This window comes from Exiguobacterium sp. s11, from assembly GCF_018619015.1.
Lineage (GTDB): Bacteria > Bacillota > Bacilli > Exiguobacteriales > Exiguobacteriaceae > Exiguobacterium_A > Exiguobacterium_A indicum.
Genome location: NZ_JACSNF010000006.1, coordinates 57,453 through 76,292, shown reverse-complemented (window position 1 = coordinate 76,292; position 18,840 = coordinate 57,453). Strand labels below are relative to the sequence as shown.

The 18,840-nt window shown below is 44.4% G+C and carries 18 protein-coding genes and 1 tRNA gene; 10 read left to right on the top strand and 9 right to left on the bottom strand.

Translation table 11 applies throughout. The features are described from left to right. Position 1: 1 nt before the first annotated feature. Positions 2-1,351, bottom strand: a complete 1,350-nt coding sequence (locus tag KNQ12_RS15345) for a HAMP domain-containing sensor histidine kinase (RefSeq protein ID WP_214749717.1) — start codon at positions 1,349-1,351, stop codon at positions 2-4. A 144-nt stretch (positions 1,352-1,495) separates the two neighbouring features. On the opposite strand from KNQ12_RS15345, the gene KNQ12_RS15340 reads away from it, so the two are divergent. Further along, positions 1,496-2,047, top strand: a complete 552-nt coding sequence (locus KNQ12_RS15340; protein WP_214749720.1) for a YdhK family protein — start codon at positions 1,496-1,498, stop codon at positions 2,045-2,047. A 46-nt stretch (positions 2,048-2,093) separates the two neighbouring features. Here the strand turns inward: KNQ12_RS15340 and KNQ12_RS15335 are convergent. Together KNQ12_RS15335 and KNQ12_RS15330 are read right to left on the bottom strand one after the other, a co-directional pair. Next, positions 2,094-2,166 (bottom strand) — tRNA-Val (locus KNQ12_RS15335). Between the two features lie 139 nt (positions 2,167-2,305). Then, on the bottom strand, positions 2,306-2,932 hold the full coding sequence (locus tag KNQ12_RS15330; RefSeq protein ID WP_050678080.1) for a nitroreductase family protein: 627 nt from the start codon (positions 2,930-2,932) through the stop codon (positions 2,306-2,308). A gap of 185 nt (positions 2,933-3,117) precedes the next feature. Here KNQ12_RS15330 and yhfH point away from each other — a divergent pair, with 185 nt between their 5' ends. From yhfH to KNQ12_RS15310, 4 genes are all read left to right on the top strand, one after another. Continuing rightward, the gene (gene yhfH, locus KNQ12_RS15325; protein ID WP_064505459.1) at positions 3,118-3,264 is read left to right on the top strand and encodes a protein YhfH; all 147 of its coding nucleotides are present in this window, start codon (positions 3,118-3,120) and stop codon (positions 3,262-3,264) included. 191 nt (positions 3,265-3,455) lie between these two features. Next, positions 3,456-4,301: a polysaccharide deacetylase family protein gene (locus KNQ12_RS15320; RefSeq protein ID WP_214749723.1), complete on the top strand. Its 846-nt coding sequence runs from the start codon at positions 3,456-3,458 to the stop codon at positions 4,299-4,301. A gap of 15 nt (positions 4,302-4,316) precedes the next feature. Further along, positions 4,317-4,958, top strand: a complete 642-nt coding sequence (locus KNQ12_RS15315) for a YkyA family protein (protein WP_214749726.1) — start codon at positions 4,317-4,319, stop codon at positions 4,956-4,958. Positions 4,959-5,058: 100 nt separating this feature from the next. Continuing rightward, the gene (locus KNQ12_RS15310) at positions 5,059-5,961 is read left to right on the top strand and encodes an EamA family transporter (protein ID WP_214749729.1); all 903 of its coding nucleotides are present in this window, start codon (positions 5,059-5,061) and stop codon (positions 5,959-5,961) included. Positions 5,962-5,984: 23 nt separating this feature from the next. On the opposite strand, the gene nagE is transcribed toward KNQ12_RS15310, so the two are convergent. From nagE to KNQ12_RS15295, 3 genes are all read right to left on the bottom strand, one after another. After that, a complete protein-coding gene (nagE, locus tag KNQ12_RS15305; protein ID WP_064300856.1) occupies positions 5,985-7,493 on the bottom strand; it encodes an N-acetylglucosamine-specific PTS transporter subunit IIBC in 1,509 nt (502 codons plus the stop codon). A gap of 212 nt (positions 7,494-7,705) precedes the next feature. Beyond that, a complete protein-coding gene (locus tag KNQ12_RS15300; RefSeq protein ID WP_023467139.1) occupies positions 7,706-7,903 on the bottom strand; it encodes a CsbD family protein in 198 nt (65 codons plus the stop codon). 153 nt (positions 7,904-8,056) lie between these two features. Beyond that, complete coding sequence (locus tag KNQ12_RS15295; RefSeq protein WP_023467138.1) at positions 8,057-9,259, bottom strand: ornithine--oxo-acid transaminase; 1,203 nt, start codon at positions 9,257-9,259, stop codon at positions 8,057-8,059. Between the two features lie 185 nt (positions 9,260-9,444). Between KNQ12_RS15295 and KNQ12_RS15290 the strand changes: the two genes are divergently transcribed. Then, positions 9,445-11,472, top strand: a complete 2,028-nt coding sequence (locus KNQ12_RS15290) for an EAL domain-containing protein (RefSeq protein WP_214749732.1) — start codon at positions 9,445-9,447, stop codon at positions 11,470-11,472. Between the two features lie 57 nt (positions 11,473-11,529). Here the strand turns inward: KNQ12_RS15290 and KNQ12_RS15285 are convergent, their stop codons facing one another. Then, complete coding sequence (locus KNQ12_RS15285; RefSeq protein ID WP_200864055.1) at positions 11,530-12,927, bottom strand: basic amino acid/polyamine antiporter; 1,398 nt, start codon at positions 12,925-12,927, stop codon at positions 11,530-11,532. Positions 12,928-13,038: 111 nt separating this feature from the next. Here KNQ12_RS15285 and KNQ12_RS15280 point away from each other — a divergent pair, with 111 nt between their 5' ends. After that, positions 13,039-13,722 (top strand): MgtC/SapB family protein, encoded by a 684-nt coding sequence (locus KNQ12_RS15280; protein WP_023467135.1) that lies wholly within the window; start codon positions 13,039-13,041, stop codon positions 13,720-13,722. 109 nt (positions 13,723-13,831) lie between these two features. Beyond that, positions 13,832-15,466 carry a peptide ABC transporter substrate-binding protein gene (locus tag KNQ12_RS15275; protein WP_023467134.1) on the top strand — a complete coding sequence of 545 codons (1,635 nt, stop codon included), beginning with the start codon at positions 13,832-13,834 and terminating at the stop codon, positions 15,464-15,466. Between the two features lie 116 nt (positions 15,467-15,582). Here the strand turns inward: KNQ12_RS15275 and KNQ12_RS15270 are convergent, their stop codons facing one another. Next, entirely contained in the window at positions 15,583-15,840 is a 258-nt protein-coding gene (locus tag KNQ12_RS15270) for a hypothetical protein (protein WP_023467133.1), read from the bottom strand. A 262-nt stretch (positions 15,841-16,102) separates the two neighbouring features. Beyond that, positions 16,103-17,836, bottom strand: a complete 1,734-nt coding sequence (gene ade, locus KNQ12_RS15265) for an adenine deaminase (RefSeq protein WP_214749735.1) — start codon at positions 17,834-17,836, stop codon at positions 16,103-16,105. Positions 17,837-17,960: 124 nt separating this feature from the next. On the opposite strand from ade, the gene KNQ12_RS15260 reads away from it, so the two are divergent. Further along, entirely contained in the window at positions 17,961-18,500 is a 540-nt protein-coding gene (locus KNQ12_RS15260; RefSeq protein WP_087682101.1) for a gamma carbonic anhydrase family protein, read from the top strand. 111 nt (positions 18,501-18,611) lie between these two features. Then, complete coding sequence (locus KNQ12_RS15255; RefSeq protein WP_023467130.1) at positions 18,612-18,797, top strand: hypothetical protein; 186 nt, start codon at positions 18,612-18,614, stop codon at positions 18,795-18,797. Positions 18,798-18,840 lie beyond the last annotated feature (43 nt).

Genomic DNA, 18,840 nt, shown 5'->3' with positions numbered 1-18,840 from the left:
TTTATTTCTCCTTCCACTGCAGTGTCACTTGTGTTCCATGTCCAAGCTGACTCTTGATGTTCAATTCTGCTCCATGTGTCTGAGCAATTGCTTCAACGATGGAGAGTCCGATTCCAGTTCCTCCATGTTTTCGAGAACGAGATGCTTCCGTTCGGTAGAGCCGTTTCGTTACATGAGGTAAAGATTCTGCAGCGATTCCTTCTCCTGTATCTTCGATTTGAATGAAAGCCCCTACTGCGTTGACACCATAACGAACGATAATTTTTCCCGACGTCGTATGTCGTCGTGCATTTTCAATGATATTCACGATCATCTGACGGAGCTGCTGAGCGTCACCCATCACTTCTAATCGCTCACCTTCTATCTCGAACGAAACATTTTCTTGTTCGATGTCTGGACGCATCAATCGTATCACTTGATGAATCAAGTCTTCGACATCGACAGGTTTTCGTTCCATCATAAAAGCATTCGCATCAATGCGTGCTAGCCAAAATAATTGCTCAATCCATTCATTCATTTGCTGACTTTCTTCTCGAATGATCGTAATGTAGCGTTGTTGCTCATCCGGCGTCAACGTTTGGCGTTCGAGAATATCCGCGTATCCCTTTATATATGTCAATGGTGTGCGTAATTCATGAGATACGCTTGCTAAAAATTCGGATCGTTCTCGATTCAAAAAATCGAGATCCTGTTTTAATTGCTGAATCGAACGCGCCAATTGTCCCAGTTCGTCTTGTCGATCAATCGGCAACTCTCCACCTTCTCCATCTAATAGGCGTGCCGTCGCTTTTTCCATCTGAATCAACGGACGAGAGATGAGTCGGGTCGTCCAAATACTTGCCGCACCTGCTAATAATAGTGCGAGCAGACCCACTTGGAAAAACTGCTGTTTCAACGGATCAAGTACGTGATCTACGATTGCTTTAGAAGCGAACATGAAGACATGCCCCCGATGTTTCCCGTCGATGGTAATGGGACTGTCCGTCATTAAAAAGTCACGCATCGTCACGATTTTTCCTTGTTGACGGTAATCGAAATCCGTATGCTCTAGCACACTTTTCATCTCATTCGACAAAGGTCGTGACGCTTCGAGTTGTTTTCCATCTGCATCAGTGATCACCACAGTAAAAGATGAATCTGCTTCCATCATGCTGACATGGCGCATTGTCGTTTGGTCATAGGAATCGACAAGGACATCACGATGGGTATTTCCTCGGTTCAATAAACCGTCCACTACTTCCTGCGTTCGTGTTTGAGATAACTGATAATACAACGTCCCAAACAACACACTGCCACAAATTAAAAATGCCGCAAGCACGATTCCTCCGACCGAGTATGAAATACGACGCATGACATTTCCTCCCTTTCTCTTCACTTTAGTATAGCGAAAAAAACACGATCGACGCTGACAAACAAAACTGTCACCTCATCTGCACACGATTTGCACATACGCTGGGTATAGTAAAGAAGACTAGTGACTTCAGGAGGGTTTTATATGAAAAAATCATTGACATTAACCGCACTTGCTCTTAGTTCTACGCTTTGGCTCGGTGCATGTGGATCCGCCAATAACGATGGAAGTAATAGTGACTCACACGATATGTCTCATGGAGATATGATGCATTCGAGCGACGGAAAGCTACCATCCGGTTTAAAGGAAGCCAGTGATCCGACTTATCCGAAAGGAAGAAACGTCACGTTGACGACGGATCATATGGACGGTATGGACGGAGCTAAAGCAACGATTGCGGGAGCTTACGATACCGTCGTCTATGCGATCAGTTACAAACCGACTACTGGTGGAAAGATGGTGAAAAATCATAAATGGGTCATTCAGGAAGAACTCGATCCCGTTCCAACTAAGCCACTGCAAGTTGGTGATGAAACGACTGTCAAAGCGGATCATATGAAAGGTATGGATGGAGCAAAAGCGACGATTGATGAAGTAAAGGAAACGACGGTCTACATGGTGAACTATGAACCGACGGACGGTGGAGAGATGGTGAAAAACCATAAATGGGTCACAGAGGATGAGATAAAGAAATAATAAAAAAAGCCCGCTTTTCCTATAAAGGAAAAGCGGGCTTTCGGTATGATTCTGACTGGGCTCGAACCAGCGACCTCTACCCTGTCAAGGTAGCGCTCTCCCAGCTGAGCTACAGAATCATGTTTGCAGTACGTTATGTACTTGCTAGGACATGTATTAATATATCAAGAAACTAAAAGGCTGACAAGTCTTTTTCTGAAAAAAAATAAAAAAATTAAAATGGAGGAATTGAACCCCGCTTCCTCCATTTTGAATGACTTACAGGAAGGTCGACACTTGATCAATCGGTAAACGTAGTGCCGGACGCTTTTTCGCATCTTCAACCGCTTTTCCGACAGCAATCAACATGACCGGTACATACCGTGACTCGGTAATGAACGTTTCCGCAAAACGTTGATGATCGAATCCACCCATTGCGAGTGTTGATAATCCACGCGCTTCTGCCGCAAGCATCAATTGCATCGCAGCAAGGCTCGCATTCGACATTGCCGCATCGCGCCCATAGGCTTCACTTTGATAAGCGCCTTCTACCTGTGCCTTGATCGAATCAAATAAATCCTCTGTCATGCCACCTGCTTCTACTGCTGGACCGTACACCGGATTGTAGTTTCGATTAGCTTGAACATCACCTAAGATCGCAATGACTGCTGAAGCCGAAGTGATAGCCGGCTGATTGTATGCGATCGGTGCAAGCTGTTGCTTCGCTTCTTCTGAATGGAAGACCGTGAAATGCCAGTGTTGCAAATTCCAAGCACTCGGCGCCGCTGTCGTCCATTCTAATAGTTCTTCCACTTCCTGTTTTGAAAGTTTGAACGTTTCGTCGTAATGACGAACCGAACGTCTTTCTGTTAAGACACGCATTGTATCAAGTGTTGCCTGTGTCATGTGTAAATCCCCCTTATTATTATCAGATTACTTAGATATCGTAGCATGTCTCTTTTTTATTGTCCTCTATCAATACTTCAAACGAATTTACTGTTATAAAACAACAGTTGACATTAAACCTCTGTACTAATACAATAAAAACAAGAAAAAAGATCATTGCGTTTATTTTGAAGGAGGAAAAACACATGGAACAACCCCTTTACCAAGAAGCATCTGCTGCATTCTATCGTGAACTTCCCGTCAAGACGTGTGCCCATTGCGGAAAAGAGATGGATGAACAATGTGAATCCTATCAAACGGAATGCGATGAGTGTGCTGTAACAGAACACTAATAACACATGAAACAATCACTTATTCAGTGGTTGTTTTTTTATTTCTTACAAACTTCTTCTAAATAAATCGATATTTTTTAGAAAAATCGATTTTTCGTCATCTTTTTGTCATCTGTTTGTTACAAAAGAAACAGTCAGAATGTTACATTATCTGTATATGATATTTTTGACAAAAGGAGCGACAGACAACGATGGATCCATTTACCTCAAGCCACGCTAGCGAACTCGGTCCACGACCGCGTACAAAAAAAAGAAAGTTTTTCCCTCGGTTCTTCTTACTTCTCACACTTGTCTTTCTCGGAGTTGGGGGATATATCGCTTATCGATACGTATTTACTCCTGAACAACAATCCATTACGACAGGTAAATCCATTACTGAAGTCCCTGTCGTCAATATGGAAAAAGCACGCGTGGAAAAATGGAATGGTGTGACGAAAAAAGTCGCTTATTTAACATTCGAGGATGGTCCATCCGCATTAACACCGGACTTACTTCGAACATTGGATCAACTTCAGACTCGTGCCACTTTCTTTTATCTCGGAACACAAATAGATGCTTTTCCGCAAGAAGTCAAAGCTGCTGCTAAAGCTGGACACTATATCGGATTACACGGGGAAACACACGATTACGATACATTGTACGAAAAAGGAAAGTATGTCTCAGAGATGCAAAGTGTTCAGAAGAAAATCCATGAGTTGACGAAGCTAACACCACATTTGACACGACCACCTTATGGCTCTGATCCAGGCATCACGAAAAAAATGGCATCTGCCATTCATTCAGCAGACTTCCGCGTGTGGGACTGGTCAATCGATTCAATGGACTGGTATTACAAAGATAGTGCAAAAGAAGTAGCGAATACGGTCATTCGGCGAGCAGAGCGTCCGTTTGAAATCATTCTCTTACATGAACAACCACAAGCCATCAAAGCACTTCCAGCCATTGTTGCCGGACTTCAGAAAAAAGGCTATCAATTCGCGATTTATGATGAAGATTTCCATATTCCGTACAACTTCGCGCAACACTCGAATTTATAAGGAGTTACTATCCAGATGAAAAAAACATTCGTAGCAGTACTGTTCCTGTCGAGCTTTGGACTCGCTGCCTGTTCCAACGATTCACCAGCCTCTCTTCATGAACAGCTAGAGCAACAAGTGAAAGGTGAAGAGAAAGCATTCACGCTAGCTGATCAACGTGCTCGTAAGGATGAAATTTCAGTTAATACGTACCAAGCCGTTCTTGATGCAGGTGCTGAAGAAATCAAACGCTCTCAAAATGAACGAGAGGAATTAGAAGCCTTAAATGACGAACGGCTTGCTTTATTGAAACAAGAAGAAACGTTACGTAAGGAAACGTACGCTGCACTCGATCTTGAAGAATTGAAGGATGCTGTCAACAAACTTGATGGTAAAGCAAAAACAGAAGGAACTGCCTTAGTGACAATCATCAAGGAACGCGAGCAGACATTTCAAACGTTCTCGAAAACGTATCGACAAGCGATGGACGCTGAAAAGAGAGTGCTTTCACGCTTGACGAAAAAACCGGATTTCGTTAAGATTGATGAGTCAACAGCGGATTTAAATCGTTTAACACGGAAAGCTACCGCGTCATTAAAGAAGTGGAATGCGCTGACCGTTCAGTATAATCAAACGAAAACCCGGCTGTATCGTTTGCTCGACACATCAACTCAATAAATCACACAGGTTGCAACCAAACCCTGTCCAAAAAACCTGGACAAGGCCCTGTTGCAACCTTTTTTGTGTGGTTTTTATTAAAAATGGAGGGAATTTATTCATGCATCGTTCAAAAGCAACCTTATTCGTTCTGATTGGCGCTATCAGTTATGGTGTCCTCTCAACGATCGTCAAACTCGCTTATGCCGCTGGATTTAACTCAGCAGCCGTTTCAGGTAGTCAATTTTTCTTCGGCTGGCTGATGATTTTCGGACTTGCCTTATTTACGAAAAATCTTCGTCTCGATCTCAAGACAGCTGGTCTGCTCATGCTGATCGGTATCTCAAGTGGTACAACCGGTTATCTGTACTATCAAAGTCTTCAGACTGTATCCGCATCCGTTGCGATCATTCTCTTATTCCAATTCACTTGGATTGGTGTCATCATCGATGCGCTCGCATTCAGACGTTTCCCCAGTCGTGCGCACTTTCTGTCCGCGATTCTACTAATTGGCGGAGCCATTCTTGCGAGTGCCGCTTACTCGAGTCCACTCGATTTACGTGGAACATTATTCGGTCTTGGAGCAGCTGTCAGCTTCTCAATTTTCTTACTCGCTAGTGGACGCATCGCCAATCATTTACCCGTCATCAAGAAAAGTTTTTATATGATGACAGGTGGTCTTGCTTTCGTCATGACCATGTATCCACCGACGACATTCTTGTCCTCTGCGAACTTCGAAAATGGACTTCTGTTATACGCGATTCCGCTCGGTCTGTTCGCATTGATTTTACCACCGCTCTTATTTGCTGCAGGCGCCCCTCATCTGTCTCCAGCAAGCGTTTCTTTGCTCGGAGCGGCTGAACTACCGACAGCAGTCATCTGTTCCGTCTTAATTTTAGGAGAACATCTGATGAGTTCCCAATGGATTGGGATCGTCATCATCTTGATCGGAATTTTTTATCCAATCTATCGCTCCAGCAAAACAGCACCTGTTGCGAACGTACAACAAAACGACCTTTCCTGAGTTCAGGAAAGGTCGTTTTTTCTTTACTTCTGTCGCTTCATCGCATCCGCAACGAATTCGACGTCTGTTCCAATGATGATTTGCACGCTGGTCGCGCCCATCTTCATGACACCTTTTGCTCCAGCCGCTTTAATCGCCGCTTCGTCAATGATGCTTGGATCTTTGACTTGAAGACGTAAACGTGTCGCACAGTTATCAATCGACGTGACATTTTCTGTTCCTTTCAATCCGGCAAAAATTTGAGCTGCTTGTTGCTCATATTTATCGTCTGAATCTGTCAGAACGACTCCCGTGTCTGTGACGAGCGATTCATCTTCACGACCTGGTGTCTTCAAATCAAATTTCGTGATCATGAAGTAGAACAGGAAGTAGTAGACGACCGCGAACGCGAGACCAACCGGGATGAGAAGTAATGGTTTTGTGGCAATACCGAAGTTCAAGGCATAATCAATGAAACCAGCCGAGAAGGAGAAGCCATGTAAAATACCTAGTAAGTTAACGATGGCCATCGATAGACCTGTTAAAACCGCATGAATGACATATAAAACAGGTGATAAGAACATGAACGAGAACTCGATTGGTTCCGTGATACCTGTCAAGAAGGACGTCAGTCCAAGACCAATCATCGCTCCAGCAACTGCTTTTCGATTTTCCTTACGCGCAGCCATGACAATCGCAAAAGCTGCAGCCGGTAAGGCGAACATCATGATTGGGAAGAAGCCCGCTTGATAAATCCCAGCTGTCGGATCTCCAGCGAAGAAGCGCGCGATGTCACCGTTCGCGACCGTACCATCTGCTTTTTCATATGAACCGAAGACGAACCAGAAAATATTATTTAAGACGTGGTGTAAGCCGACAGGAATCAAGAGACGGTTAAAGAATCCAAACAGAGCAGCGCCTCCTGCACCAAGACCAACCATCCATTCACCAGCACCGTTGATGCCTTGCTCGATGAACGGCCAGACATAACCAAAGATGAAAGCAAGTACAAGCATGACCGCTGATGTAATGATTGGAACGAAACGACGACCACCAAAGAATGCTAACCAATCCGGTAACTTAATGTTATAGAACCGATTGTATAGAAGTCCTGCGACGATACCCGCGATGATTCCACCGAATACCGCCATATTAACGGTCGAACCGAGTGTCGCCTGATTCGCGATCGAACCAAGTGTCGCTCCGTCGACCTTGGTCGAGGAATCATTGACGATCGCAGCGATCGCATCATACTTCGCCTGAATCTGTGCGCTGGAATAATCCTTGTTCATCGAGTCGACGCCATTCTTTAAGACGAGATACCCGATGGCCCCTGCAAGACCCGCTGCCCCACTCGCATCGATCGATAGACCAATCGCAACACCAATGGCAAAAATCAGTGGAAGGTTATCAAAAATAGCCCCTCCTGCTGCTACCATCAACGGAATATCTAACATATCCGCTGAACCTAATCGGAGTACGATTCCGGCAGCCGGTAATACTGCGATTGGTAACATCAAGGCTTTACCAATGCGTTGTAGAAACTGCAACATACCTTTCACCCTTTCTTGAATAAACGATAATGACAGAACAATGTAAACGCTTTTACGATTTTTATTATTCCACATAAATATCTAAATGACTAGACCTTTATACAAATTATTTATTATCTTTTTTTATTGATATAAAAATTCATTATAGCAGACGCTAAAAACCGGACTAGAGTCATTCTCCAGTCCGGTTTTTCTATTTAATTTCAACGGTCTTAGCGGCGATTTGTATCTTCAAAATTTTGTTGGACGTTACCGACTGTTTTCTTCGCCTCGCCTTTTACTTGATCTTTTTTACCTTCGCGCTCTGTCGATTTATCGCCTGTTGCTTTCCCAAGCGCTTCTTTTGCTTTACCCGCTACTTTATCGACGAGACCATCTACTTTTTTATTGAGACCACTGTTGTTTGACATAACCATTACCCCCATTTAAAAGTTTTTTTGCGATAGTTGTCTGTTCCCTTGTCACTGATTTTCAAACGTTTCCTGTATCAAAACCGACACTTACCTAAACAAAAACAACAGTGAACGTCCTGTCCACTGTTGTTTAATCTAAAGCTATTCTTTTTACTGGGCGACGGAAACACCTAATACTTGTTCAATCCGTTCGAACGCCCAATCCAACTCTTCTTTTGTGATGACGAGCGGTGGTGCAAAACGAATGACTGTCTCATGTGTTTCTTTACAGAGCAAGCCTTTTTCCTTCAACGCTTCGCAATATGGTCGCGCTGCTTCTGTTAATTCAACACCAATGAATAATCCACGTCCACGTACTTCTTTAATCATCGGGTTGTTGATTTGTTTTAATTTCTCCATGAAGTACGTACCGAGTTCGAGTGAACGTTCCGGTAACTTTTCGTCTTCTAATACTTCAAGTGAAGCAATCGAGACGGCACAAGCGAGTGGATTTCCACCGAACGTCGAGCCGTGTGATCCTGGATTGAAGACGGAAAGGACATCTTTATTCGCAGCCACACATGAGATCGGGAATACACCACCACCCAGTGCTTTACCGAGGATATACATATCTGGCGTCACTTCGTCCCAATCAGAGGCGAACCATTTGCCAGAACGGCCGAGTCCAGATTGAATCTCATCCGATACGAGCAGAACATTCTGCGCACGACAAACTTCTTGCGCATCTTTTAAGAAACCATCGTAAGGAATTAAGATGCCTGCTTCGCCTTGAATTGGTTCCAAGATGAATGCCGCTGTATTCTCAGTGATCGCCTGTTTTAATGCCTCAAGATCGCCGTATGGAATCGTCTTGATTCCAGGAAGAAGCGGTCCAAATCCCCGTTGGTATTCTGCTTCCGTTGACATTGAGACGGCTGTCATCGTCCGACCATGGAAGTTTCCTTCACAAACGATGATTTCAGCATCACCTGGGATTTGTTTGACTTCATATGCCCAGCGTCGTGCTGCTTTTACTGCTGTCTCAACAGCTTCCGCACCTGTATTCATCGGTAATACCATGTCTTTACCCGTCAGTTGTGCTACTTTTTCATAGAAAAAGCCCAGTTGATCATTGTGGAAGGCGCGTGACGTCAACGTGATCTTATCCGCCTGTCGTTTTAGAGCCTCGATGATTTTCGGATGACGATGCCCTTGGTTGACAGCTGAGTAAGCGCTCAACATATCCATATAACGACGTCCTTCCGGATCCGTTACGAAGACACCCTCTGCTTCTGAAATGACGATCGGGAGTGGATGGTAGTTATGTGCTCCGAACTGTTCTGTCTGTTGAATGATTTTCTCTGTTTGATTCATCGAGATTCCCCCTTATAGCTCTTTAGAAAACGCTTTCAAAATCATTATAGCAGATTTTCTTGTATAATCTTCATCTAAAAAATGTATAACCTAGAGGATTACGATGCGTAAGAATTGAATATATTGGGAAAAGACAAGACAAGGAACCGTCATCTCTTTTCATCATAAAGGAGCGTGCGCACGTAATGGATCGTTCGACCATTGATTCCTATGAAGTCGTCATTCAAGAATTCCCTTTACCCGCTTTCATCCTGAATACTGATTTGACCATCCGTTCTTGGAATGAACTAGCCGAAAGCCAGTGGGGCTGGACACAACAAGAAGTCGTGGATCAGACTGTTCCACTTCTTGAACAGGAAGACATGGCATTCAGTCATCAGATTTGGCGTGCCTTCTTGGAACGCCGTCAATCGGTCCAATTACCGAATGCCTCCTTATTGCATAAGACGGGCACTTCTGTAACATCAACTCTCCTTCTGTCTCCTTTACTTGATGATACAGGAACCGTTATTGCCGCTTTTGCTTGCTGTATCCCTTCAGCTGAGCAACAAACGAACATGAAACCACTCTTCCAAGGATTGATGGATTTGCGCTATGCATTCGATCAGATTGCTTCTGTCGCTGTCTTCGATGCACGAGGAACGATCACGTACGCGAATGATCAACTCATCGATGTGACAGGATATTGTTCTGAGATGCTTCTCAACCAACCATGGTCGCTCATCTTAGACCCATCCAGTCCCGTCGTTTCGGAGATTCGTGCACAACTTCGTGAACGAAAAGCCTGGTCTGGTCGCCTTAGCCTCACTTCGCAAACGGGCGAACGAAAACATCTCCAAGCGACATTGATTCCAATTTATGATGCGAACGGCGTTCGTTTTCAGCACCTGTTCATCGGCAACGACATCACGGAAACAACTGCGCTTGAAGAAGAACTTGATTTTTTAGTGCATCATCATGAGATGACGCATTTATTGAATAAACGTGGATTTTTACGCGAAGGAGAATCCTTATTCCGCTCTGCTGGATCACATGATCCCGTTGCACTCATTTTGTTCGATATCGATCGTTTCAAAGTCATCAACGATTCGTTTGGAACACATGTCGGCGATCAACTTCTTCAAGCAATGGCAACGCGTCTTTTGCAACATACGACAGATGTACTTGCTTTTCATCCGACGAGTGATCTGTTTGGTGTCTTGTTACCTGCACCGTCGAGCAATCTACTTTTTCAGTATGCTCGAAAGTTACAACAAGCAGTGCAGCGTCCTTATTATATTAACGGTCATTCACTCATCGTTTCTTGTACATTCGGGATCACCGTCTATCCGTCGGAAGCAAAAACACTGGAAGATTTATACCGCCGCTCTGAAACTGCTCTATATGCAGGAAAATCAATTGGTACCGGAACGATTCAGTACTTAACACACGAGATGGACACACAGTTCACACGGAAAATCCAACTCGAACGTTCCCTCTTCACGGCACTCGAAGATCAATCCCTATATCTTGCTTATCAACCAATCATTGAAATTCAGACACAAGCCGTTAAAGGCTTCGAAGCGTTATTACGCTGGAATCACACGGCACTCGGGAGTATTCCACCAGATGAATTCATCCCACTCGCTGAAGAAGCTTCACTAATCACACCAATCAACAACTGGGTCATCATTGAAGCATGTGAACAGCTCGCGAAGTGGCAACAGACGATTAATCCTGAACTGACGATGGCAATCAATATTTCACCGCATCAGTTCCAAAGTGACTCTTTTATTCGAACGTTGCAACATATCGTAACGGAGCGATTCGTTTCACCATCTTCCGTTACGCTGGAGATGACAGAGAATATTGCGATTTTACAGACGCAACGAACGGTCGAACGTATGCACCTCATCAAGTCGTTCGGCTTCCGTTTATCGATCGATGATTTCGGTACCGGTTATTCTTCTTTACAGTATCTCAGTGCTTTTCCAATCGACGAATTAAAAATTGATAAAGTATTCATTGATGGTCTGGCGAAAAATGACCATGCCTTGCTGGATTCCATCATTCAACTTGGTCACAACTTAGAGTTGAATCTTGTCGCTGAAGGTGTTGAGACAGAACACGCGTTAGATTATCTAAAAACAACATCGTGTCAGCATATGCAAGGGTTTATTTTCTCTGAACCTCTATCTGTACAGGATATCGAAAAACGATTCTTAGCACCTTAATCAAAAAAGAAGTCACGGTGGATAACAATCACCGTGACTTCTTTTGCATATCATTTCTTACAACTGAATTTCTCCTACAACCATTCCGTAAACGGCTACTCCTGCTAAGACAACGAGGATCATACTAGCAATCCACTCATAACGTGACATGCCCGTCCGTTGCTGTTCTCGCTCTGCTAACGCGTACGCGAGAATCCCTGGAGCATAGACTAATGCCGCGATGACGATGTACCAGATACCCGACGCATAGACGAGCCAAATCGAATACGCTGATGCGATGACAGAGAAAAGTAACATTTTCTGATTGCGTTCTTCGCGCGATGTCCGAATGCTATACAACGCTGATAATAGGTACGGTAATAACGCACAAATCCCGGCGATACTCGATAAGACAAGATAGGTTTGCGCTGAGAAAAGCGCGATTCCTGCGACGACTTGTGTCGCGATCTGTGTAATCAACAGCGCACCGACTGGAGCTCCTTTTCGATTCGTTTTTGCGAATGCTTTCGGAAACGCACCGTCTTTCGCCACAAGATACGATATTTCTGATGCGAGAATCGTCCATCCGAGAAGTGCGCCAGATAGTGAAATAATCAAACCGATCATGATGATCGTCGCACCGATTGGTCCAATCGCTGCTTCTAATACATACGCCATCGTCGGTTCTTTTAATCCAGCTAGTTGTTCTTGACTAAGCACTCCGAGTGATAGAACAGAAATCAAGATATAGATGACTAACACGCCAACGAGTCCTGTTACCGTCGCTTTTCCGACATCACTTCGGTTTTTGGCACGGCTTGATAAGACGACTGCCCCTTCAATACCAACGAACGCCCAAAGCGTGACGAGCATCGTTCCTTTTACCTGATCGAAGATCGAACCGAGTTCTGTTCCCTTTCCCCAAATATCTAAATTAAACGTTTTGATATTAAAGGCAATTCCTACTAAAAGGATGAAAATCAAAATCGGAACGAGCTTTGCAATCGTCGTAATCAAATTGACGAGTGTCGCTTCCTTGATTCCGCTTGAGACGAGCCAGAACAATCCCCAAATGACGACCACACTCATCAAAAGGAGGAATATTCGATTTTCTGCTGCGAAAATCGGGAAGAAATAACTAATCGCATTAAACACGAGCGTGATATTCGCAACCGTTCCAATCCACGCAGATACCCAGTATCCCCACGCACTGTTAAAGCCGACAAAACGTCCAAATCCTTCACGCGCATAGGCATAAATGCCGCCTTCGAGCTCTGGTTTACTATTGGCGAGATGCTGGAATACTAACGCGAGCATGATCATTCCGATCCCCGTTATACTCCATCCGATGAGGATAGGTCCTGCACTTGCACTTTGGGCCATTGCACCAGGGAGGTTAAAAGCTCCTCCACCGACCATGGACCCGATGACCATTGCCGCGAGCGCAAAGAAGCCGATTTTTTGCTGATTCATGATGAGACACTTCCTTTTTCCGTATATCTATTACATCTTACGTATATTCATTCGAAAGACACAAAAGTCATTATAACAAATCACCTTCTAAAGTAAAGAAAGGATTTGAGACGAATGAACTGGATTCATGTATTTCAGCTCGAAGACCTTCTAAAACTCCTATTGGCTGCTACACTTGGAATTTTCATCGGATTCGAGCGTGAAATTAAAAATAAACCGGTCGGTATACGCACTAGCCTCGTAATTACCCTCATCAGCTGTCTTTTAACCATTGTCTCTATAAAATCCGTCCTGCTCTATCACGATATGGCGACTCATGTCCAGATGGATCCGATGCGCCTTGTCGCGCAAATCATTACCGGAATCGGATTCATCGGAGCTGGTGTCATCTTACGACGACCACATGATATCGTCAGCGGACTAACAACTGCCGCCATTATATGGAGTGCAAGTGGGATTGGGATTGCTGTCGGTGCCGGATTCATTTGGGAATCGATTTTTCTCGTTCTCTTTCTCTTTTTCCTATTAGAAGGTCTGACTTGGGTGATGCGTCACATCAACAATAGTCGATTTGAAGCGAACGTCCTCGTCGCACATTTACTTCTTCCCGCCGATCTTGATCCATCCGACATCATCTTCGCCCTTGAACAAAAAGGTGTTCGGATTACGAATATACGCATGCGAGGAAATCCAATTCGATTAACATTACGGATGTATTCCCCTCATTCGCTGACCCTATTCCTACTTTATGACTATTTAAAATCACTTGGAATTAAGGATATAGACCTTGATCAGTAAGAATTATCTGAAAATTTATGTTGCATTTTTAATCACTTTCACTTAAATTAACAATATGTTCACATTTTTCTGAAATATTTAAAACTAACTCTCGGGGGGTCATCGTTCCATGAATAAACCATCGAAAATTGCTTTTGCTGGACTATCCAGCATTGCACTACTTGCTGTCGCTGCATGCGGGCAAGGAAATGATGAGAATGCAAGCGGCTCGGATTCGAAAAATAAGAAAAAGGAAGTCACGCTCGTTTCGACGACAGATGTACCTCAGCTCGATCCGACGAAAACGACGGACTCGACTTCCATCATTGTTACGAACAACGTCTTTGAAGGACTCTATCGTCTTGACGGCGATAACAAGCCAACACCTGGAATCGCAGAAAGTGTCGAAGTATCAGACGATAAAAAAACATACACGTTCAAATTGCGTAAAGATGCGAAATGGTCAGATGGATCAGCCGTCACAGCAGATGATTTCATTTATGCTTGGAAACGTGCACTTGATCCAAAGACAGCAGCAGAATACGCGTACATTTTACAAGATTTGAAAAACGCCAATAAAATCATGGCTGGAGACGCTGAACTCGATGAACTCGGTGTCAAGAAAGTCGATGACCAAACACTTGAAGTACAACTCGAAGCTCCTGCTCCTTACTTCCTTGGCTTAACGAGTTTCCCAACGTACTTACCATTAAAGCAATCATTCGTCGAAGATAAAGGCGATAAGTTTGCGACAAGTGTTGATACAATGGTCTTCAACGGACCTTTCGTACTCGATAAGTGGCAAGCGAACGCTGGGTGGACATATAAGAAAAATCCGGATTACTGGGATAAAGCAAGCGTCAAGATGGATCAAATTAACGTTAAAGTCGTCAAAGAGATTTCGACTGGCGTCAACCTCTTTGAATCAAAAGAAGTCGATTTTGCACCGATTACATCGGAGTTCGTCTCACAGTACGAAAAATCAGAGGATTACAAGACTCGTCCAGATGCTCGGATCAACTTCCTTCGCTTTAACCAAAAGAATAAAGCATTGAAAAACAAAAACATTCGTAAAGCACTTGCACTCGGTTTTGAGAAGCAAGGGATTACCGATGTCATCCTAAACGATGGATCAAAACCAGCGAACTTTATCGTTGCGAAGGATTTCACATTTACACCAGATGGCGAAGACTTCCGTACGAAGTATCCGGATCTTCAAAGCTACGATGCAGATGCAGCGAAAAAAGCTTGGGATGCTGGTTTGAAGGAACTTGGTGTCAAAACAGTTGAACTCAGCATGCTCTCACGGGATGAAGATGCTTTCAAGAAAGTCTCTGAGTACTTAAAAGGTGACCTAGAGAAACATCTTCCTGGTTTGACGATCAATATCAAACAACAACCATTCAAAAACTTCCTCGATCTCGAATCGAAGGGTGATTATGACATTTCTGCAGCTGGATGGGGACCTGACTATCAGGATCCAATGACGTTCCTCGACATGTGGTTGACAGGCGGAAGCTTCAACCGGATGGAATACTCGAACAAAAAGTTCGATGATCTCATCAAAGGAGCGAAACAACAAGCCGATGAAGCGAAGCGTTGGTCTGATATGCAAGAAGCTGAAAAAATCTTGCTAACAGATGACTACGCGATTGCGCCGATCTACCAAAAAGGTGAAGCTTACTTGCAACGGACAAACATTGATAAATTATACCGTCACCCATTCGGTGCCGATATGAGCTTTAAATGGATGGAATTAAAATAACCCTTTAGAATATTGATGAACAAGTAGCGGATCTCGTTCCCTACTTGTTTTTTTATTTTCCCACGCGGTTCTCAGAAAACAACAAAGACCCCTTCTGACGGAGCCATCGGGGGTCTTTACTGTGCGATTTGTTTATAAAAAGCAATCTCTTCATCCTGTCCTTCCTCAACTGCTCGGAAGAACTCAGCGAAGTAAGCATAAAGAACGGTGCGTTCCTCATACGTTGGTCGAGCTTGACGAATGACGGAGAATGCAAGATTTCGCAACTGACGTTTTGTTCGTCGATGTGTTGGTAACGCATGGAACTGACGCGTAAATGAACGATAGACATCCGCAATCAAAGCTTCGTGCCCTTCAAAATATGTCTTATCCATAATGATGATCTCCTTTCTAACCTTGTTGTCCTACTGTTTTCTACGAACCTTTTAGATAAAAGTTTCATAGAAAGTGAGATTTCTCACAAATGATATAGACCTTACTATAACAAGCTTTCCAAAATGATTCAACATCCAAACTATTAAGTTTCATCAAGGAATTTTAGCCGTTTTGTAAAGTTCCTTTCTTTGATTTTAGATCATCTATTCCTAACACAAAACGGTCTGAGTCCCGGAAAGAGACTCAGACTCGCGACGGACATCAGTCTGCTTGTACTGAAATATGCTGGAAGTGTTTCACATCGAATAATCCACTGTCGGTCAGCTTTAATTCCGGAATGACCGGTAAGCAAAGGAATGACATCGTTAAATAGGGATTAAAGGAACGATCCGCCTCTAACACATCGAGGGCATCATTCAATGCTTCGAGTGTATCTCCAACTTCTTGGAAGGGACGATTCGTCATCAGTCCAGCGATTTCAAGCGGTAACTCAGCAAGTACCTCTTGCCCATTGACGGCAATGACTCCCCCACCCGCTTGGACGAGACGTTCCGCAGCGAGTTGCATCTCTTCGTCTGATGCGCCAACGATGACGAGGTTGTGCGAATCATGGGCAACAGTCGCCGCAATCGCTCCGCGTTTCATCTTGAAACCTTTGACGATCCCGACTGCCGAGAAGGATGTGCCGTGATGCCGTTCAATGACAGCAATCTTTAAGAGATCCTGCTCCGGTACAGGCACGAAATGTCCGTCTTGAAGCGGAACGTCGAGAACCAGATGTTCCGTGACGATGCTTTTCGGAATGACTCCGATCACATGCGCCCGTGATGATTCAAGTGGAAGGGCAAATACTTCTGGTGTAATCGGTTTTGTATTCAATGCACCTCGTAACGATTCTGGAACATGCGCGCGTCGTACTGTTCGGGTCGTTTTTCCTGCTCGTGCGACACACTCACCTTTAATATAAACCTCGTCAATCACGACTTTATCGGCATCGGATAACAGGACGAAGTCCGCCCGGCGTCCCGGCACGATAGCTCCACGATCGTCCAGACGATAGGCATTCGTCGCATGCAACGATGCCATCGCATACGCTGTTTCGCGTTTAATTCCATGACGAATCGCATAGCGGATATTATAGTCGATCGTCCCCTCTCGTAACGTATCATCCAAATGTTTATCGTCCGTACAGAAGAGGAAACGGCTCGCGTTGCTTTCCGTCACAGCATCGAGTACTTCCTTCAAGTTTCGGGCAGCTGATCCTTCCCGCACTTCGACATACAGACCAAGACGCGCTCGGGCGATCGCATCTTCCTTACTGACAGATTCATGATCCGTTCGAATTCCGGCGACACCATAAATGTTAATTTCGCGTGGTCCAAGTCCCGCAGCATGACCATCGACCAGTTTTCCTGCGTCTTCGATCTGTTTAATTTTTTGGAGCATATCGCGATTGGCTCGTTCGACCGCTGGATAATCCATGACTTCTCCTAAACCATGGACACCAGGATGATTGACGAATGGTGCAAGTGCCGCCGCATCAAGTGATGCTCCCGCGTGTTCAAACGAAGTCGCCGGTACGCAGCTCGGTAACATCATACGGACATCAAGCGCGAGACCTTCAGCATCGTCTAGCATAAAGGATAATCCTTCTGCTCCTTTGACATTCGCGATCTCATGCGGATCGGCGATAATCGTCGTGACACCTAACGGTAGAATCGCTTGCTCATACTCACTTGGCGGCACCATCGATGATTCAATATGGACATGGGCATCGACGAAACTTGGTGCGATGAAAAGTCTTTCTCCCGAACGATTCTCGATTCCGTCATACCCCTCTCCGACAGCAGCAATATAACCTGAATCAATCGCTACATCTGCTGTATATGTCTCACGTGTCATGACATCAATGACTGAAATATTCTGATAGACGACGGCTGCTTTCTCTTTTTTGGCAGCAATCGCGATCAATCGTTCACGCACTGTTTGTTCCATCCTGTCTCCTCCTGTTGTAAGCGTATTTTTACCATCTTACAATTAGTTTGGAAGCTGTTGCAATTTATTTTTTGTAACGTCAAGATGAAAGAGTATCGATTTAATGTCTGAGGGGGAAAAACGCATGAAATATCGTGTCGGTTCACTTGTTCCAAACATCGATCCATCCGTTTATTTAGCAGACGGATCTAAAGTCATCGGAGAGGTCACGATCGGAAAAGACTCATCTGTCTGGTTCAATACGGTCATCCGGGGAGATGAAGGTCCGATTCACATCGGGGAACGCGTCAACATCCAAGATGGTTCGATGATTCATCAGTATGAAGGATATCCGACCATCATTGAAGATGAAGTGACGATTGGTCATATGGCGATGATTCACGGCGGAATCATTCGAAAAGGAGCGTTAATCGGAATGTCGGCGACGATCCTCGATGAAGCCGAAATCGGAGAAGGAGCATTCGTTGCTGCCGGAAGCCTTGTGCCGCCAAAAATGAAGGTACCTGCCGGCGCGATGGTCATGGGTGTTCCTGCAAAAATCGTCCGGGATATCAGTGACCATGATCGATTCATCATGGAACGAACAGTACGGAAATATGTCAAACGGGGTCAACAATACGCAGCAGGTTGCGAAGCCATTGAAGATGATTTGACAAGATTGTGAAAACGTTTACAAAGTTCACGGGTTCTTAACACCTCCCCTCTTTCGTCTTTACAATTCTTTCGTACACTAAAAGTGTAAGAGATGAATCAAGACACAGAGAGGGGATTTTATATGATTCCAGTATACGAAGAACGCATCATGTCTGATTTGTTTTCATCTACGAATAACCCAAGTTACGGTTTGCCGACGTTACCCGAATCGGAAACGGATTGGTTGACAGTCGAGATTCAAACACGTATCGTCAAAGATGCCGAGCACCGCCTTGGAACATTAAACCGAGAGGAAGAACGTGTATGATTCAGCAACGCACTGTTCGCGCTTGGCTCGCTAGTCGCATCAA